Here is an 18,693-nt window from a genome sequence, read left to right as displayed (position 1 = left end):
GCCCCCGTCCCGGCTCCCCGGCGCGCCCCGACCCGGCCGCGCTGCGCGAGTCCGTGGCGCGGCGGCTCCCGGCGTACATGGTCCCGGCCCGGATCATGGTCGTCGAGGACATTCCGCTCACCCCCCACGGCAAGGTGGACCGCGCCGCGCTGCCGGCCCCCACGTTCCAGGCCGCGGGCGCCTACCGGGCGCCCGCCTCCGACCGGGAGCGGGTGCTGCACGAGGTGTTCACCGAGGTGCTCGGCGCGGCGCGGATCGGCGTGGACGACAGCTTCTTCGACCTGGGCGGCGACTCGATCATCGCCATGCAGCTGGCGGCCCGCGCCCACCGGGCCGGGCTGGCCCTCACCACCAAGGACGTCTTCCGCCACAAGACCATCGCCCGGCTCGCCGACGTGGCCGAGGACACCGGCGCGCGGGGGGAGGCGCGGAGCGGGGAGGCCACGGCCGCGACCGAGGGCCCGCTGGTCCCGCTCACCGACGCCGAACGCGCGGAACTGGCCGAGCGCGGCCACCGGTCGGCCGATGTGCTGCCGCTGACGCCGCTGCAGCAGGGCATGCACTTCCACGCGCTGCTGGCCGCCGACGGCGTCGACGTCTACACGGCCCAGGCCCCGGTACGGCTCGAGGGCCCGCTCGCCCCCGCCGCGCTGCGCGAGGCCGTCGAGGCGCTCGTCGCCCGCCACTGCGCGCTGCGGGTCTCCTTCACCTTGCTGGGCACGGGCCGGCTGGTCCAGGTCGTGCACGAGGGGATGCGCGTGCCGTGGCGGGAGGCCGACCTGTCCGCCCTCGGCGAGGACGAGCGCCGCACCCGCCTCGCCGAGCTGATCGACGAGGACCGGCTGCACCGCTTCGACCTCGCCGAGCCGCCACTGCTGCGGGCCACCCTGGTCCGGCTCGCCCCCGACGACCACCTGCTGCTGGTGTCGTACCACCACGGGCTGCTGGACGGCTGGTCGCTGCCGCTCGTCTTCCGCGACCTGTTCGCCCTCTACGCCCGCGGCGGCCAGGCGGACCCGGAGCAGGGCCCGCCACCGGCGCAGTTCTCCGACTACCTCCGCTGGCTGGACGCCCAGGACACCGAGCGGGCCGAGCGGGCCTGGGCCGAGGCACTGGACCGGCTGGAGGAGCCCACACTCGTCGCCCCCGACGCCGAGGCCGCCGCCGCGACCGTGCCGCACCTGGCGACCGAGGTCCTCGACCCGGAGCGCACCGCGGCGCTGTCCGCCGCGGCCCGCGCCGCCGGACTGACCCTCAACACGGTGGTCCAGGGCGCCTGGGCGGTGGCACTCGGCCACCTGCTGGGCCGCGAGGACGTGGTGTTCGGCGCGACCTGCGCCGGACGCCCGCCCGAGCTGCCGGGCTCCGAGGACATCGTCGGCCTGCTCATGAACACCGTCGCGGTCCGGGTGCGGCTCGACCCGGCACGGCCGCTCGGCCGGGTCCTGGCCGACCTCCAGCACCAACAGGCCGAGCTGGGCCCGTACCAGCACCTGGGCCTCACCGAAGTGCAGCGGACCCTGGGCCTCGGCGAACTCTTCGACACCGTCGTCGGGTTCGAGAACACCCCGGTGGACGGCGACGCCGTCCAACAACACGTCCCCGGCCTGCGGATCTCCGTCGACGACCGGCCCGTGCCCGGCGCCACCCACTACCCGCTCAGCCTGGTCGTGGTGCCAGGCGAGCGCATGAGCCTCGAACTCAGCTACCGCGCCGACCTGTTCACCGCCGAGGAGTGCCAGGACCTGCTGGCCCGGGTGCGCACCGTCCTCGACGGCTTCGTGGCGGACCCGGCGGTGCCCCTCGGCCGCCTCGACCTGCTCACCGCGCGGGAACACGACCGCTTCCGCACGGCCGCCGACGGGCCCGCGCACCCCGGTGCGCGCGCCACCTTCCCCGGGCTCTTCGAGGAGCGGGTGCGCGCCCGCCCCGAGGCCATCGCCGTGTACGACGGCGAGTCGGCCATCAGCTACGGCGAGCTCAACACGCGGGCCAACCGGCTGGCCCGCGCGCTGGTGGCCCGCGGCATCGGCCCCGAGGACATCGTCGCGGTCGCGGTCCCCAAGTCGGCCCGCTCCGTCCTGGCCGTCCTGGCCGTCCTCAAGGCCGGGGCCGCCTACCTGCCACTGGACCTGCGGTACCCGCCGGAGCGGCTGCGCCACGTCATCGCCGACGCCCGGCCCGCCCTGGTCCTGACCACCGCCGAGGCGGCCGGACCGATGGCCGAGGCGGGCGCCCGGGCCACCCTGTGCCTGGACGGTACGGACACCGCCGCCGACGCCCCGCAACGGGCCGATGTGGCCGCCGAGTTGGCCGCCGGGCTGTCGGGCGAGGACCTGACCGACGCCGACCGGGTGGCCCCGCTGCGGCCCGGGAACACCGCGTACCTCATCTACACCTCCGGCTCGACCGGCCGCCCCAAGGGCGTGCTGGTCTCCCACCTGGGCATCCCCGCCCTGGTCGCCCAGCAGCGCACCGGCCTGGCGCAGCGCGCCGACGAGCGGGTGCTGCTGTTCGCCTCGCCCAGCTTCGACGCCTCGGTGTGGGAACTGGCCACCGCCCTGCTGACCGGGGCGAGCGCGGTCGTCGCGGAACCCGACGAGCTGCTGCCCGGCCCGGCCCTGGCGGCCACCGTGGCCCGGCACGGCGTGACCGCGCTCCTGCTCCCCCCGTCCTCCCTCGCCGTGCTGCCCGAGGACGGCCTGCCCCCCGGGGTCACCCTCGTCGTCGGTGGCGAGGCCTGCCCGCCCGAGCTGGTCGAACGCTGGTCGGCGGGGCGCCGCATGGTCAACGCCTACGGCCCGACCGAGGCGACCGTCATGGCCACGATGAGCCGCCCGCTGACGGGCCGGACCAGGCCGCCGCTCGGCGACCCGGTCGCGGGGGCCCGCGTCTACCTGCTCGACGTCGCGCTGCGCCCGGCGGCGGTGGGCGCGCCCGGCGAGCTGTATCTGGCGGGGGAGGGGCTCGCCCGCGGCTATCTGCGCCAGGCCCGGCTCACCGCGGAACGCTTCGTGGCCGACCCGTACGGCCCGCCGGGGTCGCGGATGTACCGCACCGGCGACCTGGCCCGCCGCACGCCGGACGGCACCCTGGAATACCTGGGCCGGGCCGACCAGCAGGTCAAGGTGCGCGGCTTCCGGATCGAGCCGGGCGAGATCGAGACGGTGCTGGCCGACGACCCCGCGGTCGCCCGGGCCGCCGTCGTGGTCCGCGAGGACCGGCCCGGCCGGCCGCTGCTGGTGGCGTACGCGGCCCCGGCCCCGGGCGCCCGGCCGGACCCCGCGGACCTGCGCCGCCGGGCCGCCGCCGCCCTGCCCGACTACATGGTGCCCGCGGCCGTCGTCGTCCTGGACCGGCTGCCGGTCACGCCCAGCGGCAAGCTCGACCGGGACGCCCTGCCCGCGCCCGGCTTCACCGGCACCTCCGAGAGCCGGGCCCCCCGCACCGCCCGCGAGGAGCGGCTGTGCGCGCTGTTCGCGCAGGCGCTCCAGGTGGAGCGGGTGGGCATCGACGACAGCTTCTTCGACCTCGGCGGCGACTCGATCAGCTCGATCAAGCTCGTCACCCTCGCCCACGCGGACGGCCTGGACATGGCGCCGCGCGACGTGTTCACCCACAAGACCGTGGCGGCGCTCGCCACCGCGGTCAAGGAGCTCGCCCCGGCCCCGGACGCGGACGCGGCCGGCCCGGAGGAGCCGCTGATCACCCTGGACCAGCACGAGTTCGACGCGTTCGCGTCCGACTGGCAGGAACCCGTCTGAACTCCCCCCTCGGCGGTGGCCGGACACGCCCCCGGCCACCGCCCGCACCACCACTGGGCCGACGACGGCCGGGACCCTGCTCGGCCGGCCCAGTGAGGCACCACCACGCGGCCCGGCGGCGACGCGCGGGGCGCACAGGACCGAACGACGGACGACCCGCGCGGTCACGACCCCGGTGGAGGACCATCGCCATGACGAGCACCTACCCTGTTGCCCACGCCCTCCGCCCCGGGGCGGCCGACCGGGACCCCGGCGGACCCGACACCCCCCTCGAATACCGCCTCGACCCAGCCGAGGCCGCCGCGCTGCGGGCCGCCGCGGCCCGGCTCGGCGACACCCACGGCGCGCCCGGCCTGCCGGAGTTCTACGACCGGGACCACGCGGCGGAGGAACTGCTGCCCCCCGGACTGCGCGGCTTCCTCCTCTCCTACCGCCGCACCGAGTCCACGGCCGCCTGCCTGGTGCACGGCTTCCCGGTGGACGACACCCGGATCGGCCCCACCCCCGGCCACTGGCGCCAGGCCATCGACGGCGACACGGCCAGGGCCCAGGAGCTGTGGCTGGCGATGTGCGGAATGGCGCTCGGCGACCCGTTCGGCTGGGTGACCCTCCAGGAGGGCCGCATCATCCAGAACATCCTGCCCATCCGCGGCGACGAACAGCGCCAGAGCGGCTACGGCAGCGAGAGCCTGCTGGAGTTCCACACCGAGGACGGATTCCACCCCAACCGCTGCGACTACCTGCTGCTGTTCGGCCTGCGCAACCCCGACCGGGTGCCCACCGTCGTGGCGTCCGTCCGCGACGTACGGCTGAGCGACCACGACCGCACCGTGCTCGCGGAGGAGCGCTTCCACATCCTGCCGGACAGCGAACACATCCGGCAGCTCGAGACGTCCGCGCCCGGCCACCCCGCGCTGGCCAGGCTGTACGCCATGGTGGACCGGCCCGTGCCCACCGCCGTGCTCTTCGGCGACCGGCTCAACCCCTACCTGCGCATCGACCGGCCCTTCATGCGCGTGGCCTCCGACGACATCGAGGCCGCCGCCGCGCTCGACCGGCTCATGGACGAACTGCGGTGCGTCCAGCGGGAGATCGTGGTGGGCCCCGGCTCACTGCTGATCGTGGACAACTACCGGGCCGTACACGGCCGCCGCCCCTTCACTCCGCGGTACGACGGGACCGACCGCTGGCTCAAGAAGCTCACCGTCAGCCGCAACCTGCGGCGCAACCTCAGCGGCTACGCGCTGGAACACCCCCGTGTCATCGTCTGACCCCGCCCCGCGGCCTCCCGCAGAAAGGCAGCCACCTCCCATGCGCACCGTCATCGTGTCCGGCGCGTCCAGCGGCATCGGCCACGCCACCGCCGAGCGGTTCGCCCGCTCCGGCGACTACGTGGTCAACCTCGACATCCAGCCGCCCGCCCCGGGCACGCGGGAAGGCTCCCGCGAGGGCGGGGGCCACGTCCGCTGGATCGAGCTGGACGTCGCCGACTGGGCCGGCGTCCGGGACGCCGTGGACCGGGTGCACGCCGAGCGGGGCCGCCTCGACGTCGTCATCGCCAACGCCGGCATCAGCGTCCGCCACGGCATCCTCGACCTCACCGAGGAGGAGGCGCGGCGCACCCTGGACGTCAACCTGATGGGCGTCCTCGCGCTGTGGCGCCACGCCGTCCCGCACATGCTGCGCCGAGGCGAGGGCGTGCTGCTCGCCACCGCGTCCGTCAACGGCTCCCGCGGCTACCCGCTCTACGCGGACTACAACGCCAGCAAGGCGGGGGTGGCCTCGCTCTGCCAGACCTTCGCCGTCGAACTGTCCCCCCTGATCAGGACCGCCTGCGTGGCGCCGGGCGCCGTCCTGACCCCCATGCAGCGCGCCGAGTACACCGACGCCATGCTCCAGGAGGTCAACGAGCGCATCCCCGCCCGCCGCCACGCCCTCCCCGAGGAGATCGCGGACGTCTTCCACTTCCTGGCCTCCCCCCAGGCGTCCTTCGTCTCCGGCCAGCAGTTCGTGGTGGACGGCGCCGAGACCGCCGGGGCCACCACCGCGTTCTTCCCCGGCCCCACCGAGCCGCTCGGCTGAGCGCACCCCCCGAGCCATCCCGCCACCGAGTCGAGGAACAACCATGGACACCCGCCCGGCGCTCGCCCCGGAACCGCTCGACCGCCTGGACCTCGCCGACCCCCTGTTGCACGCCGACCACGACCTCGGCCCGCTGTGGCGCCGGCTGCGCGCCGAGGCCCCCGTGCACTGGCAACCCGAGACCGCGCGCGGCCCCGGCTTCTGGGCGGTGAGCGGCTACGCCGACGTGGTCTCGGTACTCAGCGACAGCGAGACCTTCACCTCCGAACGCGGCAATGTGCTCGACACCCTGCTCGCCGGCGGCGACTCGGCGGCCGGGCAGATGCTCGCCGTCACCGACGGCCGCCCGCACCAGGCGCTGCGCAGCGCCCTGCTCAAGCCGTTCTCGCCGCGCTCCCTGGGCGTGGTGGTCGACAGCGTCCGGCGCTCCACCCGGGCGCTGGTCGAGGAGGCGGTGGAGCGGGGCGAGGTGGACTTCGCCGAGGACGTGGCCGCGCACATCCCGCTCGCCGCCATCTGCGACCTGCTGGGCGTGCCGGCCGCCGAACGCCGGCACATCATCGAGCTCACCTCGTCCGCGTTGTCCTCCGCCGACGGCGCCCCCACCGAGGAGGCGACCTGGTCGTCCCGGAACGGCCTGCTGCTCTACTTCTCCGAACTGGCCGCCCAGCGCCGCGCCAAGCCGTACGACGACGTGGTCAGCCTGCTGGTCACCAAGGAGATCGACGGCCGGCCGCTGACCCACGAGGAGATCGTCTTCAACTGCTACAGCATCATCATGGGCGGACACGAGACCACCCGCTTCGCGATGATCGGCGGCCTGCACGCGCTGATGGAACACGGCGAGCAGTGGCGGGCGCTCAAGACCGGCCGGGTCGAGGTGGCATCGGCCGTCGAGGAGGTGCTGCGCTGGACCACCCCGGCCCTGCACAGCGGCCGCACCGCCACCCGGGACGTGCTCCTGGAGGACCGGTTCGTCGAGGCGGGCGACATCGTCGTCACCTGGCTCGCCTCCGCCAACCGCGACGAGCGGGTCTTCGACCGGCCCGACGACTTCGACCTGGCCCGCACCCCCAACAAACACCTGTCGTTCGCCCACGGCTCGCACTTCTGCCTCGGCTCCTTCCTGGCCCGCGCCGAGCTGACGGCCCTCCTGGAGAGCCTGGTGGAGCTGGTCGCGTCCGCCGAGCCCGCGGGCGAGCCGCGGTATGTGTACTCCAACTTCCTGAGCGGCATGTCCGCGCTGCCGGTGGCCCTGACCGGGGAACGGCCCACGGGCCGCGACGGCAACCGCTGACCCATGGGCATCCCGGCGGCAGTTCGGCGGAAGCGCACCCCCGGTGGCGGCGAGTTGCCGTGTGCTTGCCGGGCCCATTGCCTGGGAGCGGCCCGCCCCCCGGCCTACCGTCGAGGACATGACTCACACTCCTGCCGCCCTCGGCGCCGAAGCCGTCTCCCCCGTGGTGTGCGGAATGGTCCGGCTGATCGCTCCGCGCAAGGTCGACCGGGTCGAGCCGGACCACCGGCTCGTCGGCGACCTCGGCTTCCACTCCCTCGTCCTCGCGGAACTCGGCTACAACCTGGAGGACCTGTACGGCCTGCGGGTGCTGACCCCCGAGGAGACCATGAAGCTGGAGCGGGTCAGGGACGTGGTCGAGTTCGTCCGCACGGAGGTGGCCGACGGCCGGGCGCAGCTTCCCCCCGACGACGAGGTCGCCGCCCTCTTCGCCCGCTACGGCGCCGACGCACCCACCGCATGAACCGCCACCCGGACGACCGCCCCTCCCATGCCCTGGTCGCCGACCTCGAGCGGACCCTCGGCGACCCGGGCGCGGCCGGCGGCCCGTTCAGCCACGCGGAGACGGTCGAGCACGAGGAGCGGGGCGCCCTGCCCCCGGGCGCGGTGGACCTCATCCGGTCCTGGGGGTTCGCGCGCTACCTGGTGCCCGAGGAGTTCGGCGGGGGGCTGCGGAACCTGGAACAGCTCGTCCTGCTGACCCGCTCGCTCGCGCGCCGCAACCTGACGGTCGCGGTGATGTTCGGCTCCGCGCTGCTCGGCGTCAACCCGGTGTGGCTGTGGGGCGACGAGGAGCAGCGCGCCCGGGTCGCGCAGGGCCTCCTGGGCGGGGACCTCGCGTGTTTCGCGGTGTCCGAACCGGACCACGGCAGCGACCTGGGCACCAACGAGACCACGGCGGTGCCGGACGGCGACGGGTACCTCCTCACCGGGGAGAAGTGGCCCGTCGGCAACGCCACCCGGGGCCGCTTCCTCACTGTCTACGCGGCCGTCGAAGGGGCTGGCCCCTCCCTGCTGCTGGTCGACAAGCAAGCGCTCCCGCCCGGCAGCTGGGACAACCACCCCTTCGTCCGCACGGTGGGCCTGCGCGGCCACGACCTCAGCGGCATCACCTTCCGGGACACCAAGGTGCCCGCCGGCGCGCTGCTCGGCCGCCCCGGCGGGGGCCTGACCGGCATCCTCCAGGTCCTGCAGATCACCCGCACGGCCATCGGCGCGCTGTCCATTGGCACCATGGACTCGGTGCTGCGGATCGCCCTGCGCCACGCGCGGGAGCGGGTGCTGTACGGGCAGGAGATCTACCGCATCCCCGTCATCCGCCGGCACCTGGTGCGCTCCCACCTCGACCTGCTGATCGCCGAGTGCGTCACCCTGCCGGTGGCCCGCTCGCTGTCGGTCGCCCCGTCCCGGCTCAGCCTGTGGTCCTCCGTGGTCAAGTACCTGGTGCCCACGCTCGGCGAGGAGGTCGTCCAGGAGGCCGGACGGGTCCTGGGGGCACGCGGCTATCTGCGCGAGGGCGTGGCCGGCGGCGTCTTCCAGAAACTCCAGCGCGACCACGCGATCGCCAGTGTTTTCGAGGGCACCACCCACGTCAACCTCCACAGCATCGCCTCGCAACTGCCCGCCGTGGCCCGGGTGGCCGACCGCCCCGCCCCCGGCGCGGACACCCTGCTGCGCCGGCTCTTCGACTGGTCCGACGAGGCCCCGGTGTGGCAACCCTCCGGCCGGGCGCTGCGGCTGACCAACGCCAGTGAGGACGAGATCACCCGGGGCTGGGGCCCCGCGGTGGCCGAGGCCCGACTGATCGCCGAACGCCAGGTCCCGGCGGCCGAGGCCGACGCGCTCCGCAAGGTCCTCGACGCGTGGTCCGCCCGCCGGGCGGCCTTCTACACGCGGATCGCCGCCGAGTCGCTCGACCCGGCGACGACCGACGGACAGGACCGGGCCACCGAACACTGCGTCCACCACGCGGCCGCCTCGTGCCTGTACACCTGGCTGTACTCCTTCGCCGAGGAGCGCGCCACGGCCCCGGGCACCGGATGGCTGGTCCTCGTGCTGCAACGGCTGCTGCGGCGGCTCGACCCCACCGCCGAACCGGACGAGAGCCTGCCGCCGTGGCTGGAGGAGCTGATGTTCGCGCGCCTCGACGGCCCGGAGTACTTCTCGCTCCAGGCCGTCAAGGCGGCCGCCGCGGCGGCGGGCTGAGTGTCCTCCGGGTCAGGCGGCGGGGCGCCCGGCGCTGCGCACCGCCACCGGCTCGGGGCGGTCCGGCTCGGCCGGCCGGGCGGCCCCGGCGTCGGCGGCCTGCGGGTGACGCGCCACCTGCGTCACCACATGCCGCACCAGCGCGTGGATGCGGTAGGTGTACTGCCGCTCCCGCTGCGTCTGGACCAGCGAGGCGTCCGCGAGCTCGGCCAGCAGATGCGCCACCCGCATCATGCCCGGACGGCGGCCCGGCTGCGCCGTCACCACGTCGTCCAGCGAGAAGCCGTCCGGCAGGGCGACCAGCTCGCGCAGCAGCTCACGGTGCGCCACGGGAAGCAGGTCGTAACTCCACCGCACGCTGTCCGACAGTGTGCGGTGCGCGCTCAGACCCCCCGTGTCGGCCTGGTCCAGCAGATGGAAGAGCGTCTCCTCCTGGAGGAGAGAGGTCAGCGGCAGCGACCGCAACCGCTGCGCGGCCACCTCGATGGCCAGCGGCACACCGTCCAGAAGCCGGCACAGCGTGGTGACCAGCGGGAGGTGATGGGTGAGATCCAGGGTCGGCAGACTGGCCTGCACCCGGCGCAGGAACAACTCCACCGCGCTCGGCACCGCGATGTCACGGCGCTCCCGGCCGTCCACCCGCAGCGGCTCGACCTCCCAGGTCTCCGCCGCACTCGCGGCCAGCGCGCGCCGGGAGGTGACCAGCAGATGCAGCCCCGGACGCTCGTCGAGCAACTGCCGCGCGATACGGGCGACCTGCTGCGCCACATGCTCCGCGCCGTCCAGCACCAGCAGCCGCCGGCCGCCCGGCGCGGCGGTGCCGGAATGTCCCGATTCACGGGTGAAATCCCGAATGACGCGCGTCAACTCGGCACGTGCGCGTGCCGGGTCGAGGTGCTCGGGCGGGCAGTCGCGCAACTCCACCACCGCCACGCCGTCACGGAACAGGGGGCGCAGCCGGGACGCCGCCGCCAGGGCCAGTCGGGTCTTGCCCACCCCGCCGGGACCGGTGAGGACGATCAGCCGGCTGCGCTGCGCGCAGGCCAGGATGTGCCGCATATCGGCCTGTCTGCCCACTAACGGGTCGCCCAGGGGCCGGGGGCCGTGCCACGGCGAAAGCTCGGTCGCCCGGCCCCGGTGCGACTCCGGCCGCCGCTCGGGCAGCACCGTCATGTCGTCCCCGCCCCAGGGGGCCGCCTCGGGGAGCGAGGCGGGAGCCGCGCCCAGGGCGCTGAGCAGCAAGGCCACCGATGTCCTGCGCGGGTTGGTGTTGGAGCCCGTCTCCAGGTTGCGGATCGTACGCACGCTCACACCGGAGCGCTCGGAGAGCTCCTCCTGCGTCCAGCCGGAAATCCGCCGCTGGTTCAGCAGAAAGTCACGCAGCTGATGAATGTCGGTTCCGTCGAACGACGTGAAATCATTAGGAATCGCCATTGAGTGAATCCCCCTTTGAGATGGAACAAGTGCTCCCCCTGCGCATCCCGTACGGCGCGCGCGCAAAGGCGGGCGCCGCCCCGTGACCGGGCAGGCGCAAGGCGGCCGACGAAATCGGGGCGGGCTCGTTCGACGCTCATCCGACCCCCTGGTTCCCCGTTTGTGCCTGCTCAAGGACCCGATAAACCACTCGCACGCACATGACATCGTCCCGTGGCAAGAATGGGACCCTACTCGACAACACGTCCGAGGGGGAGTGGTAGCCTTGACATGAAAGCGGTCTGTGTCCACTAGTTGACAACTCCGCCAATGTGGCCGGAAGCGGACATCCCAGCATTCCGCGCCTCCTCGTTCTCCGGGTGTTCTCCCCCTCCTCCCCGCTTATCCCTCACTTCTCACACTTCCTGCGCCCAGCGGCAACTTCCCCCGTAATTGCCGGTGTACTGCCTGGCCCGGGCGGCGACGCATCGACCAGCATGCTGCGCGAGGTCACCGGCAACGGCCGCGGACCGGCAGGACGCACCAGCGAACGGTACGAGCGAGACAGTTGAGGGGACGGGGGCTAGGGCGATGGCGCGGTCACGTCCCGAGGAAACGCCGAACACCGCGGAGCGGCCACCATCGCTGTGGCGCGACCGCGACTACGTGTACTGGTGGTCCGGAAACGGCCTGTCGACGCTGGGCACCAGCGTGTCGACCCTCGCGTTCCCCCTCTTCATGCTGTACGCCACCGGGTCGGCGACCCAGGCCGGAACCATCACCGTCCTGCACATGCTCGGCAAACTCGGCACCCTCGCGGTGGGCGGAGCGCTGGCCGACCGGGTCTCGCGGCGCGCCATCCTGTGTGTGGTCCCGCTGGTCGAGGCGGTGGCGATGGCCGCCGTCGCCCTGCTGGTGTACCGGGGGAGTCCACCGGTCCTCGCGCTCGACGCGCTGGCCCTGGTCAGCGGACTGGCCGCCGGGCTGAAGATCGGCGTCTCCACGCCGGTGCTGCGCCGGATCGTCCCCAAGGAACAGGTCGCCACCGCCACGGCGCAGAGCATGGGCCGCGACATGGTCGTCCAGCTCATCGGCGCCCCCCTCGGCGGCCTGCTGTACTCCATGGCCCGCTGGATCCCGTTCCTCTTCGACGCGATGTCCTTCGTCTTCGTCACCCTGGGCTCGCTGCTCATCCGAAGGCCGCTCGGCCCGGACCGGCACCCCGACGGCGACCGGCGGCCCGGCCTGGTCGCGGACATGAAGGACGGCGTGCGGCTGATCAGACGCAGCGACTACCTGATGTTCACCCTCACCTGGGGCGCCCTGCTCAACACCCTGGCGCAGGGGCTCACCCTCCTGTTCATCGTGCTGGTGCGGCACCGCGGCGGCGGGCCCACCGCGGTCGGCGTCGCCACCTCGCTCGCCCTCGCCGGCGGCCTCATCGGCGCCGTGGCCGGGCCCTGGCTGATGCGGAGGCTGGGCGCCCGGCGGGTGCTGCTGCTGTCCGCGTGGGTCTTCGTGGCGTCCTTCGCCGTGGTGGCGCTGGTGCCCCAGCCGTGGCAGATCGGGCTGGTCCTGATGGTCGGCATGACCGGTATGGCGCCGATGAACGTCGTCACCGAGTCGTACGAGGTGCGGCTGGTCCCGGACGCGTATCTCGGCCGGGTCGCCGCCACCGGACAGTTCTTCTTCCAGGGCATGCAGTGGATCGGCCCGCTGGTGGCCGGGTTCCTCGCCGACGCGGCGGGGGTGGAGACGGCCGTCCTCATCCTGGCCGCGGCCATGGCCCTGCTGGCCATCAGCCTGCACCTCGCCCGGCGCCACCTGAGCATCCTGGACACCCCGCTCGCCGAGGTGCCCGAACTCCCGGCCCTCCAGCCGGCGCACGTCTGAGCCGGCGCACCTGGCGAGGACGCCATCCGAGCGAAGGGACAACACATGGCCACTCCAGTGGACCTGGGCATCGTCGCGACGGGCATGGCCTTCGGCGAACGGCACGACGTGGCCGAGACGGCCGGTGAGTACGTGCCCGATCCCGAGGTCGTGAGCGGCCTCGGGTACCGGACCTACCACCGGGTGGCCGAGGGAGTCACCGCCACCGACCTCGCGGCCGAGGCGGCCCGCGAGGCCCTGGAGAACGCGGACCTCGACATCGCCGACGTGGACCTGATCGTCGTCGGCCACTCCGACGTCCCCGAGTACCTGGGCTGGGACGCCTCGGCGGCCGTGGCCCGGGCGCTGGGCGCCCACGCCACGCCCACCGTGATGTTCACCCAGGTGTGCGCGGCCTGGTCGGTGGCGCTCGACCACGCGGCGGGCGCGATGGCCCTCTCGCCGGACACCCGGAACGTGCTGGTGGCCCTGGTCAACGTGGCCAGCGAGGCCCACACCAACAGGATGGACTTCAACGGCACCATCGCCAGCGACGGGGCCGTCGCGGCCGTGCTGCGGCGCGGCCACCCGCGCCTGCGCCGGCTCTCCTCGGCCCACTTCACCAACCCCGAGTACGCCGACCTGTTCCGCGTCGAGTACGGGGGCGCCGCGGCCCCCCTGCCGCCCCCGGGCCACGGCAATCTGCACGCCGACCCGATGACCGGGGTCTACCGCCACTTCGGCCGGGACCCCGAGCGGTTCCAGGTGTTCATGAAGGAGATCAGCGGGCGGGTCGCGGACGTGGTCGACCAGGCCCTCGCCCGCGCCGGACGGGACCGGACCCAACTGGCCCGTCTCATCTACCTCAACGACAACCAGCAGACGATCCGCGCGGCCGCGGACGCGGTCGGCCTCCCCCTGGCACGCACCAACGCCGAACTGGCCCGCGAACTGGGCCACATGGGCGCCGCCGACCAACTGATCTGCCTGTGGCGGCACATCGAGGCGGGCGAGCTGTCGCGGGGGGACCTCGTGGCGCTCGTGGGAGTCGCGGCGCCCGGCATGCACTGGTTCTGCACGCTCATCGAAGTGTGAGGACGTCTCGAAGTGTGAGGACGTCGGAACCAGTGGGACGTCAGGAACCATGGGAAGGGGAAACATCATGCCCGCGCAGCCCCACGCCGCACCGGCGACCGTGCCGGACATCTCCGAGGAAGACATCGCCGCGTTCGTCGTGGAGCGATTCCTGCCCGGCGTCGCCACGGTGGAGCTCGACGCCGAGTACGACCTGCTGGCCACCGCCGTGATCGACAGCCTCGCCGTGCTGCGGATCGCCGGATGGCTGGCGGACCGCTACCGGGTCGTGGTTCCCGACGCGGAGCTGACCACCAGGAACTTCCGCTCGGTGCGGGCCATCCGGAACACCGCCGAGCGCGCCGTGGGGCGGGGACCCGCATGAGCCACACATTCGTGACCGCGTTCGCCCGGCACGCGGCCGACCGGCCGTCCGCGCCCGCGCTCATCTGGGAGGGCCGCGCGGTCGGCTACGCCGAGCTGCACGCCATGGCCCGCCGGGCACGTGCCCAGGTGGCGGCCGCCGCCCCGGACACCTCCCGCCCGGTGGGCCTGCGCGTGCGCAAGTCGCCCGAGGCGGTGGCGCTGGTGCTGGGCGCGCTGATGGCCGGCCGCCGCTTTCTGCTGCCGTCCCACGAGCTGCCCGACACACCGGCCAAGGAGCTGTACCAGCAGGCGGGGTGCGAGGTCGTCCTCGGCCTGGCCGACGATCCGCTGGTCGACCGGGTGGTGGACCCCGGCGCGGTCGCCGGGAACACCACCGAGCCCCCGCGGCCGGCGGACGCGTCAGCGGCCGCGTCGGTGGCCGCGTCGGCGCCCGCGCCGGTCGACGACGAAGCCATCGGCTTCATGCTCACCACCTCCGGCTCGACCGGCCTGCCGAAGATCGTCCCCTTGTCGTTCGGCGCGGTCACCCGGTTCACCGCGTGGGGCGCCGAGACCTTCGGGATCACCGCGGGCACCACCGTCCTCAACTACGCCCCGCTCAACTTCGACCTGTGCCTGCTGGACGTGTGGACCACCCTGGCGTACGGCGGCACCGTCGTCCTGGCCGACCCCGACCGCGGCGCCTCCCCGGGCTATCTGCGCGACCTGGTCGCCGACCACCGGGTCCAGGTGATCCAAGGGGTACCGCTCCTCTTCCAGCTGCTCGTGGAGGCCTCGGCGGGCGAAGGGCCGCTGGAGGCACCCGAACACCTCGTGTTCGCCGGCGACAGCATGCCCGCCCGGGTGCTGGCGGGGCTCTCCACGGTCTTCCCGCGCGCCCGCTGGTACAACAACTACGGCTGCACCGAGACCAACAACAGCTTCCTCTACGAGGTGCCGCGCGACCGGCCCGTCCGCACCCCGCTGCCGATCGGCCACCCGCTGCCCGGCGTGAGCTGGCTGATCAGCGGCGAGGACGGGCGCGCGCTGACCGGCCCGGGGCAGGGCGAGCTTCTCGTCCACACCCCGTTCCAGACCAGCGGCTATGTGAACGTGCCCAGCGACGGGAAGTTCGGCCCGCACCCGGACGGCGTCCCCGGTCTCGTCTACTACCGCAGCGGGGACATCGCCACCCGGCACGAGGACGGCTCCCTCAGCGTGCTCGGACGCACCGACTTCATGGTGAAGGTACGCGGCTTCCAGGTGAGCACCCAGCAGGTCGAGGCCATTCTGCTGGAGCACCCCGCGGTCCTCGAGGCGGCCGTCGTCGCGGTCCCCGACCCGGTGGCCGGACACCGGCTGCACGCCCGGCTGCGCCTGGTGGAACCGGGCTGCGTGGGCGTTCTGGCGCTGCGCCAGTACTGCGCGGAGCGCACGGTGCGGGCGGCGATCCCCGGCGTCATCGAGACCGTGGCCGAGCCGCTGCCCAGGACCTCCACCGGCAAGGTCGACCGCAATCGGGTCAGGGACTCGGTGCTGGAACGCCCCTGAGACACCGCCGGCCGGCCCGGCGGAACACGCTCGCGAAGGGGCGCTCCGGCGGGGAGAGCGCCCCTTCGTCATGCGCGGCGGCCGGCGCGATGACCGGCGCGGCGACCCGCCCCGCGGCCGGGGCCCGCGCCTCAGCCGCGCGCCGAGCGGAAGCTCTTGAACACCCCGCTGACGCCGATGGCGAGCACGATCAGCGCCGCTCCGCTGTAGGCCTGGTCCGAGGACGACCAGAGGTCCTTGGTGTGCGCGAGGAAGTCCGGGTTGAAGAGCGTCTTCTGGTGGAGCACCCAGGCCAGCGAGAGCGTGAACAGCGCCTGGGAGACGGCGTTCCCGATGGCCAGCGGAACGGTCCAGCCGCGCGCGGCCACGCGGGCCACCTGGACCACCACGAGCCCGGCGAGCCCGGCGAGCATCGGCCAGACCCAGCCCGACCACAGATCGGGGTCCAGGACCTGGAACCGCTCGCCGTCCGCCCGGTAGGGCTTCGCGGTGTGCTGCCAGATGATCAGCCCGAACAGCAGCGCGTCCCACACCGCCGAGGCGACGGCGCCCACGCCGGCCTTCTCCGGCTGCCGGACCTCGGGCAGGTCGTCGGGCGTCCAGGAGGCGGCGTCGACCACGCCCTTGCGGTGGCGGACCCGCTCGGTCACCGCGAACACCACGGTGAGCACGGCGACGATCTCACAGCCCAGGGTGAACAGGGTGGCTATGCCGCCGCCGAGGGCCGGGCCGAGGTCCTTGTCGTCCAGGACGTCCAGCGCCACGAGACCGAAGGTGATCGCCGGCAGCACGGTGCACAGCAGGGTCACCAGCAGCCGGACATAGGTCGGATAGAGGTCGGGTCCGATTAAGGCGAGCGGGCGGTCCGTGTAGCGCGCGGCGTAGCGTACCGGGTCGCCCAGCTCGCTGAGCACCTCGCGCTCCGCTGCCCGCGGATCGGCCGGGTTGCGGCCCTCGACGGTGTCGGCGATGGTGGTGCGCAGCTCCTCGGCGATGTCCTCCCGCTGGTCGGCCGGGAGCCGCCTGACGACTTCGTGCACATAGCGCTCGGTGAGCAGGCTCGTACTCATCACCCCTCCTTGGTGAGTCGTGAAATCGAGGCGACGAGGTCCCGCCACTCGCGCACCAGGCCGCTGCGCACCCGGGAGCCATCGGGGCTGACCTGGTAGAACTTCCGCGGCCGGGACTCGTCGGTGTTCCATTCGCTGGTGAGCAGGCCTTGCTTCTCCAGGCGGCGCAGCAAGGGGTAGAGGGTGTTGCCGTCGACGGTAACCCCCGCTTCGTTGAGCGTCTCCAAGAGCGCGTAGCCATAACTGGGCTTCTGGAGCAGCGCCAGGCAGGCCAGCACGACCGTCCCTCGACGCAGCTCCTGGGCCTGGGCAAGGGTCAGTTCTTCTACGGACACAGGTCACACGATACTGTGCGGCGCACACTAATGTCACCCCGCAGGGGTCGACTCCCGGCCATGGGCCCCGAGTTGACCGGCGGGCCCGCGGTGCGCGCTCAGCCCACGTGCACATGGGGGCGCCGGGCCCGGTCCGGTTCGGCCTCCCGGAGCACCTCGCGGGTCACCGGGGCGACCTCGCCCTGGCCGAACAGGAAGAACCGCAGGAACTGGGCGAAGGGGCTGCCCTCGGTCCATTCGAAGTAGATGTGCGGGCGCCGCCCGGTCAGGTTCCGCACATGCAGCAGCAGCGCGGCGAGGGAGTTGGGGATGCTGGAGCCGTCGAGGGTCAGCACGCGATAGCGGCCGTGCAGCACCTCGCCCCGGACGCGCAGCGCCGACTCGAAGTCGGAGGGGTCGCGCACGGTGACCTCGACGAAGACGAAGTCCTCCTCGTCGGGGATGTCGTTGTCGGCCCGGATCTGGTGGATCTTGTCGCGGTACTCGGCCGCGTCGCGGCTGTCCGGCTCGTTGGCGATGAACCGGATCCGGCGGGTGGCGGTGTCGCGGACGAACCGTTCGGCCATGGGGTCCAGGTGGACGTCGGTGACCCGCAGCTCGAAGGCGCGGGCCAGGCGGGACAGCAGCGACACGGCGATGATGCCCGCGATGAAACAGGCGCCGATCTTCACGCCGTCGGGCCGCTCCACGACGTTGACCGTGGTGGTGTATCCGAAGACGGCGGAGATGGCGGCGAAGGCCACGGTCCAGCCGCGCTGCCGGGCGCGCCGGGCGGCGATGGTGACGGCGATCGCGGCGGAGGTCATCAGCACCAGGACGCCGGTGGCGTAGGCGCCGCCCTGGGCGTCGACGTCGGCGTCGAAGATCCAGGTGACCAGGAAGGCGATGAGGATGAAGACGATGACCATGGGGCGCACGGCACGGGCCCAGTGCGGCGCCATGCCGTAGCGGGGCAGATAGCGCGGCATGAGGTTGAGCAGCCCGGCCATCGCGGAGGCCCCGGCGAACCACAGGATGCCGATGGTCGCGGCGTCGTAGACGCTGCCGAACGCCGAGCCCAGGTACTGGTGGGCCAGGAAGGCGAGCGCGCGGCCGTTGGCCTGGCCGCCGTCCTTGAACTCGTCCTGGGGGATCAGGAGGGTGGTGATGAAGCTGGTGGCGATCAGGAAGACACTCATCACGACCGCGGCGGTGGTGAGCAGTTTCTTGGTGTCCCGGATCCGCCCGGCGGGCCGCTCCTCGGTGTCCTCGGGGCCGCCCTCGACATGCGGCATGACCGCCACCCCGGTCTCGAACCCGGACAGGCCGAGCGCCAGCTTGGGGAACACCAGCAGCGCCAGACCGACCATCACCAGCGGGTTGCCGTGCTCGGCGGTGAGCGCCTGGGACCAGTCGGTGATCACGTGGGGCGCGGTCGCCACATGCCACAGCCCCACCAGGACCACCACCGCGTTGAGCGCCAGATAGAGGCCGACCAGGACCACCGCCACCCCGATGGCCTCCGTGAAGCCCTTGAGGAAGACGGCGCCGAGGAGGGCGACCAGACCCAGGGTGATGATCACCTCGTGGCCGTGCAGGACGCCGGTGAAGTGGGGGTTCTCCACCAGGTGGGTGGAGGCGTCGGCGGCGGAGAGGGTGATGGTGATCAGGAAGTGCGGCGAACC

The 18,693-nt window shown here is 73.2% G+C and carries 14 protein-coding genes; 10 read left to right on the top strand and 4 right to left on the bottom strand.

Annotated elements, in window-relative coordinates; translation table 11 throughout:
- The 6 genes from BBH68_RS33795 to BBH68_RS33770 all read left to right on the top strand — a co-directional run.
- The coding region (locus BBH68_RS33795; protein WP_141713123.1) for a non-ribosomal peptide synthetase at positions 1 to 3,764 on the top strand (3,764 nt) is incomplete at its 5' end.
- A 191-nt stretch (positions 3,765 to 3,955) separates the two neighbouring features.
- A complete protein-coding gene (gene gntD, locus BBH68_RS33790; RefSeq protein WP_065967586.1) occupies positions 3,956 to 5,035 on the top strand; it encodes a guanitoxin biosynthesis L-enduracididine beta-hydroxylase GntD in 1,080 nt (359 codons plus the stop codon).
- 40 nt (positions 5,036 to 5,075) lie between these two features.
- Positions 5,076 to 5,846 (top strand): SDR family NAD(P)-dependent oxidoreductase, encoded by a 771-nt coding sequence (locus BBH68_RS33785; protein WP_065967585.1) that lies wholly within the window; start codon positions 5,076 to 5,078, stop codon positions 5,844 to 5,846.
- 43 nt (positions 5,847 to 5,889) lie between these two features.
- Positions 5,890 to 7,143 (top strand): cytochrome P450, encoded by a 1,254-nt coding sequence (locus tag BBH68_RS33780; protein WP_065967584.1) that lies wholly within the window; start codon positions 5,890 to 5,892, stop codon positions 7,141 to 7,143.
- A gap of 118 nt (positions 7,144 to 7,261) precedes the next feature.
- Entirely contained in the window at positions 7,262 to 7,606 is a 345-nt protein-coding gene (locus tag BBH68_RS33775) for an acyl carrier protein (protein ID WP_065967583.1), read from the top strand.
- Positions 7,603 to 9,348, top strand: a complete 1,746-nt coding sequence (locus tag BBH68_RS33770; RefSeq protein WP_065967582.1) for an acyl-CoA dehydrogenase family protein — start codon at positions 7,603 to 7,605, stop codon at positions 9,346 to 9,348. Before BBH68_RS33775 ends, BBH68_RS33770 begins: the two co-directional genes overlap by 4 nt.
- 12 nt (positions 9,349 to 9,360) lie before the next feature.
- Here BBH68_RS33770 and BBH68_RS33765 read toward each other — a convergent pair whose 3' ends face one another.
- Positions 9,361 to 10,782: a helix-turn-helix domain-containing protein gene (locus BBH68_RS33765; protein ID WP_065967581.1), complete on the bottom strand. Its 1,422-nt coding sequence runs from the start codon at positions 10,780 to 10,782 to the stop codon at positions 9,361 to 9,363.
- A 570-nt stretch (positions 10,783 to 11,352) separates the two neighbouring features.
- On the opposite strand from BBH68_RS33765, the gene BBH68_RS33760 reads away from it, so the two are divergent.
- The 4 genes from BBH68_RS33760 (at position 11,353) to BBH68_RS33745 (ending at position 15,624) form a co-directional block, all read left to right on the top strand.
- Positions 11,353 to 12,654, top strand: coding sequence for an MFS transporter (locus BBH68_RS33760; protein ID WP_065967580.1), 1,302 nt, complete (start codon positions 11,353 to 11,355; stop codon positions 12,652 to 12,654).
- Between the two features lie 45 nt (positions 12,655 to 12,699).
- Positions 12,700 to 13,728, top strand: coding sequence for a 3-oxoacyl-ACP synthase III family protein (locus BBH68_RS33755; protein WP_065967579.1), 1,029 nt, complete (start codon positions 12,700 to 12,702; stop codon positions 13,726 to 13,728).
- A gap of 67 nt (positions 13,729 to 13,795) precedes the next feature.
- Positions 13,796 to 14,092 (top strand): acyl carrier protein, encoded by a 297-nt coding sequence (locus tag BBH68_RS33750; RefSeq protein ID WP_065967578.1) that lies wholly within the window; start codon positions 13,796 to 13,798, stop codon positions 14,090 to 14,092.
- Positions 14,089 to 15,624 (top strand): AMP-binding protein, encoded by a 1,536-nt coding sequence (locus tag BBH68_RS33745; protein WP_065967577.1) that lies wholly within the window; start codon positions 14,089 to 14,091, stop codon positions 15,622 to 15,624. The genes BBH68_RS33750 and BBH68_RS33745 overlap by 4 nt, the downstream gene beginning before the upstream one ends.
- A 131-nt stretch (positions 15,625 to 15,755) precedes the next feature.
- On the opposite strand, the gene BBH68_RS33740 is transcribed toward BBH68_RS33745, so the two are convergent.
- From BBH68_RS33740 to BBH68_RS33730, 3 genes are all read right to left on the bottom strand, one after another.
- Positions 15,756 to 16,694 (bottom strand): HAAS signaling domain-containing protein, encoded by a 939-nt coding sequence (locus tag BBH68_RS33740; protein ID WP_065967576.1) that lies wholly within the window; start codon positions 16,692 to 16,694, stop codon positions 15,756 to 15,758.
- Positions 16,694 to 17,029 (bottom strand): PadR family transcriptional regulator, encoded by a 336-nt coding sequence (locus BBH68_RS33735; RefSeq protein ID WP_065967575.1) that lies wholly within the window; start codon positions 17,027 to 17,029, stop codon positions 16,694 to 16,696. The genes BBH68_RS33740 and BBH68_RS33735 overlap by 1 nt, the downstream gene beginning before the upstream one ends.
- Positions 17,030 to 17,127: 98 nt before the next feature.
- Positions 17,128 to 18,693 (bottom strand): APC family permease (locus BBH68_RS33730; protein WP_065967574.1); only part of this gene is annotated, 1,566 nt, incomplete at its 5' end.

Source organism: Streptomyces sparsogenes, assembly GCF_001704635.1.
GTDB lineage: Bacteria > Actinomycetota > Actinomycetes > Streptomycetales > Streptomycetaceae > Streptomyces > Streptomyces sparsogenes.
The sequence above is the reverse complement of the archived record's forward strand: the minus strand, read 5'-3'. Positions and strand labels throughout refer to the sequence as shown.

What these genes read in the sequence shown, in the direction of transcription:
- BBH68_RS33740 (WP_065967576.1), bottom strand. Translation starts at nt 16,694, where the DNA reads ATGAGTACGAGCCTGCTCACCGAGCGCTATGTGCACGAAGTCGTCAGG.
- BBH68_RS33775 (WP_065967583.1), top strand. Translation starts at nt 7,262, where the DNA reads ATGACTCACACTCCTGCCGCCCTCGGCGCCGAAGCCGTCTCCCCCGTG.
- BBH68_RS33755 (WP_065967579.1), top strand. Translation starts at nt 12,700, where the DNA reads ATGGCCACTCCAGTGGACCTGGGCATCGTCGCGACGGGCATGGCCTTC.
- BBH68_RS33770 (WP_065967582.1), top strand. Translation starts at nt 7,603, where the DNA reads ATGAACCGCCACCCGGACGACCGCCCCTCCCATGCCCTGGTCGCCGAC.
- gntD (WP_065967586.1), top strand. Translation starts at nt 3,956, where the DNA reads ATGACGAGCACCTACCCTGTTGCCCACGCCCTCCGCCCCGGGGCGGCC.
- BBH68_RS33780 (WP_065967584.1), top strand. Translation starts at nt 5,890, where the DNA reads ATGGACACCCGCCCGGCGCTCGCCCCGGAACCGCTCGACCGCCTGGAC.
- BBH68_RS33760 (WP_065967580.1), top strand. Translation starts at nt 11,353, where the DNA reads ATGGCGCGGTCACGTCCCGAGGAAACGCCGAACACCGCGGAGCGGCCA.
- BBH68_RS33750 (WP_065967578.1), top strand. Translation starts at nt 13,796, where the DNA reads ATGCCCGCGCAGCCCCACGCCGCACCGGCGACCGTGCCGGACATCTCC.
- BBH68_RS33765 (WP_065967581.1), bottom strand. Translation starts at nt 10,782, where the DNA reads ATGGCGATTCCTAATGATTTCACGTCGTTCGACGGAACCGACATTCAT.
- BBH68_RS33745 (WP_065967577.1), top strand. Translation starts at nt 14,089, where the DNA reads ATGAGCCACACATTCGTGACCGCGTTCGCCCGGCACGCGGCCGACCGG.
- BBH68_RS33785 (WP_065967585.1), top strand. Translation starts at nt 5,076, where the DNA reads ATGCGCACCGTCATCGTGTCCGGCGCGTCCAGCGGCATCGGCCACGCC.